Annotated in this window: 4 protein-coding genes; 2 read left to right on the top strand and 2 right to left on the bottom strand. The window is 74.3% G+C overall.

Going from position 1 to position 3,048, the window contains the following annotated elements; genetic code table 11:
• Positions 1-9: 9 nt before the first annotated feature.
• Both ACFE7F_RS13495 and ACFE7F_RS13490 read right to left on the bottom strand, forming a co-directional pair.
• The gene (locus ACFE7F_RS13495) at positions 10-1,815 is read right to left on the bottom strand and encodes a hypothetical protein (protein WP_375404372.1); all 1,806 of its coding nucleotides are present in this window, start codon (positions 1,813-1,815) and stop codon (positions 10-12) included.
• Positions 1,799-1,933, bottom strand: coding sequence for a hypothetical protein (locus ACFE7F_RS13490; RefSeq protein ID WP_375404371.1), 135 nt, complete (start codon positions 1,931-1,933; stop codon positions 1,799-1,801). Before ACFE7F_RS13490 ends, ACFE7F_RS13495 begins: the two co-directional genes overlap by 17 nt.
• 82 nt (positions 1,934-2,015) lie before the next feature.
• Between ACFE7F_RS13490 and ACFE7F_RS13485 the strand changes: the two genes are divergently transcribed.
• On the top strand, positions 2,016-2,573 hold the full coding sequence (locus ACFE7F_RS13485; RefSeq protein ID WP_375404370.1) for a shikimate kinase: 558 nt from the start codon (positions 2,016-2,018) through the stop codon (positions 2,571-2,573).
• Positions 2,570-3,048, top strand: a 479-nt coding sequence (locus ACFE7F_RS13480; protein ID WP_375404369.1) for an iron-containing alcohol dehydrogenase, incomplete at its 3' end; no start/stop codon positions are given. The genes ACFE7F_RS13485 and ACFE7F_RS13480, both read left to right, overlap by 4 nt.

Raw genomic sequence — 3,048 nt, 5'->3', positions numbered from 1 at the left:
GGAGCTAGATCACGCACGCGCGATCGCTTCGGCGGCGATCATCCGCGCCTCGCCGCCCAGTCCCACCGCCCGGAGAGCGCCGACGATCCGGTACAGCGCCTCGGGCGGCACCGCGCCCCAGGACGTCGTCTGCATGCCGACGCCCGCGAGCAGCGCGACCGTGCCCTGCTGTCCCGTCGCCGCCGCCCGGTCGATCGCGCGCGTCCAGCTGTTCTCGGTCCCGATCCGTACGTTCAGCGCCTCCGCGCCGCGCTCCACATCGTCCGCCGACAACCGCCCGAGTCCCGCCAGCCCGGCGAAGAACAGCCGCTGCTTGACCGCCGCGTCGCCCGATCCGGCATAGGAGGCGAGGTCGCCGTAGGACAGCGACCCGCGCGCGTCCGGGTCGCCGACCGCCAGCATCGCCCAGCCGTCCGATCCTTCGGCCACCACGCCCCGCCAGCGTGCGGCCGTGCGGTCCATGCCGACGCCCAGCATCGCCGCGATCAGCCGGTCCGCGTCCGGATGATCCGCTCGCGCGCGCACCCGCGCCGCCGCCCGCGCCGTCAGCAACAGCCGTGCGTACGAGGGCCGACCCTCGCCCCACACCGCGCGCAACGCCTGCGCCCGCGCTTCGACATCGCGGCCGACATAGGCCGTGCGCAGATCGTCCGCGACCGCGCTCGCGGCGGCGGGCGCGTCATCGTCGGCCGCGACCGCGCCGTACAGATCGACCAGCGCGCGGGCCGACAGCACACCCCCCGCCGCCGCCGCCTCGGCCGCCTCGATCCGGTCGGCCAGCGGCAGCGTGGGCGCGGTCGCGCGCCAGAACATCACCTGCCGCCCCGCCCCGGCCATCAGCTCGGGCGGGACCGCGACCCCCGTCGCGCTCGCCAGGCCCCACCGCCACGCGGTCAGCCGGTCGACGCCGTCCCATTCGATCGTGATCGCCTGCCGCCCCCCGGCCGCGCCGATGACCTTTTGCGCCAGAAGCAGGTCGACGCCGCTCGCCACCCTACGCCGCCGCGCCGCCGTCAACAGCGCCGCCCCGCGCCCCGGCTCGCCCGCCAGCCCCGCGCACATGCCCTGCGCCATCGTCCAGCCGCGCTCGCCCGTCGCCGCCACGCCCTCGTCGGCGAGCGGACACAGCCCGGCGGGATCGCCCGCCGCCAGCATCGCGTTCATCGCCACCTGATACAGTTTGGGCGTGTAGTCGCCCGGATCGACGCCCTGCGCCACCGCGCGCGCCGCTTGAGCCTCGCCCATGCGGATCAGCAGCCAGGCGCGCTCCGCCGCGAAATCCGCGCCGTTGACATTGGCGGGCGTCGTCGCCTGCGCGGTCAGCGCGCGCCGGAGCAGGATCGACGCCCAGCGCGACGGCAGCGGCGCGTCCATTCGCCGCATCAGCCCCTGCAGGAAAGTCCCGTCCGCGCCGCGCCAGGACTCGGCGCCGAGCGCGCCCTCGCGCGGCCCCGCAGGCCCGATCAGCGACAGCGACCGCCGCGCGGAGGCCGGCATCTCATATTCGGCCAGGATGGCGGGATCGATCGGCGACGGCGTTGCGGTCGGCGTCAAGCTTGCGCTCGGCGACGGCGCGGTCCTCGGCGCGCCGCTCTGCGGGGGGATCGGCTGTACGAGACCCCCGCCGGGAAGAGGCGTCGGCCGAGCGGTGGGCGCGGGCGTCGGCGTCGGTACCGGCGCGGGGTCGCCGAAGCCCGGCGGCAGGATCGATTCGGGCCGGTCCTGCGCTACCCCCGCTCCCGCCAGGAGCAGCGCCCCCGCTCCCGCCAAGCGCAGCGCCGACGCGCAGCCGAACGCCTTAGGTGAGGTTGGCAAGCGACACGCTCTTCTCGACGGGGACCAGCGGCCGCTCGGTCGCGCGGCCCGCAAGCAGGAACAGGCCCCCGACAAGGATGGCCAGCACCACGATGAGCAGGATGACGGGACGGGACATGGATGGTCGATCCTACAAGCCGGTAAACACGCGGGCGCGGTCTTTTGCCGCCCGCCCGTCGGGCTGTATAGCGGGCGCATCCATGTTGCAAAGCGCCGCCCCTCCCGCCTCGGACGATCCCGCCCCCGCCTGGACCGGCCAGCCGATCGTGCTGGTCGGGCTGATGGGCGTCGGCAAGACCACGGTCGGCCGCCGCCTCGCGAACCGGCTCCGGCTCCCCTTCGTCGACGCCGACGGCGAGATCGAGATCGCCGCCGCCATGTCGGTCGCCGAGATCTTCGACCGGTTCGGCGAACCCTATTTCCGCGACGGCGAGCGCCGGGTGATCGCCCGCCTGATGGACGGCGCGCCCAAGGTCATCGCCACGGGCGGCGGCGCGTTCGTCGACACGGACACCCGCGCGCTGATGCTCCGCGATGCGCTCGTGGTCTGGCTCGACGCCGACCCGGCGGTGCTGGTCGGCCGCGTCAAGCGCCGCGATACCCGTCCGCTGCTTCGCGGCCGCGATCCCGCCGAGGTGCTCGCCGAGCTCGCCCGCGCCCGCAACCCGATCTACGCGGAGGCGCATTTGCGCGTGTCGAGCCAGCAGGCTCCGCACGAAGCGACCGTGTCCGCCATTCTCCGGGCGATGGGTAAATGACGATGATCACCGTCGCCCTGGGCGATCGCGCCTATCCGATCGTGATCGAGCCCGGCCTGCTCGCCCGCGCGGCCGATCATATCGCCCCGCTCGCGCGCGGGCGGCGGGTGGTGGTGGTCGCAGACGCCAACGTCCGCCCGCACCTTACGATGCTCGAGGGAGCTCTCGACGCCGCCGGAATCGCGACCGAGGCGGTGATCGTCCCCGCCGGCGAGGGCGCGAAAAGCTGGGCCTCGCTCGAGATGCTGTGCGACCGCCTGCTCGACCTCGGGGTCGAGCGCGGCGACCACATCGTCGCGCTGGGCGGCGGCGTGGTCGGCGATCTGGTCGGCTTCGCGGCGGCCGTCCTGAAACGTGGGTGCGGCTTCGTGCAGATCCCCACGACCCTGCTCGCGCAGGTCGATTCGTCCGTCGGCGGAAAGACCGGCATCAACGCGCGCGCGGGCAAGAACCTGATCGGCGCGTTCCACCAACC

Origin of the sequence: uncultured Sphingomonas sp. (assembly GCF_964235535.1) — a bacterium.
Classification (GTDB): Bacteria; Pseudomonadota; Alphaproteobacteria; order Sphingomonadales; family Sphingomonadaceae; genus Sphingomonas.
This window is presented reverse-complemented; position numbering and strand designations above follow the sequence as displayed.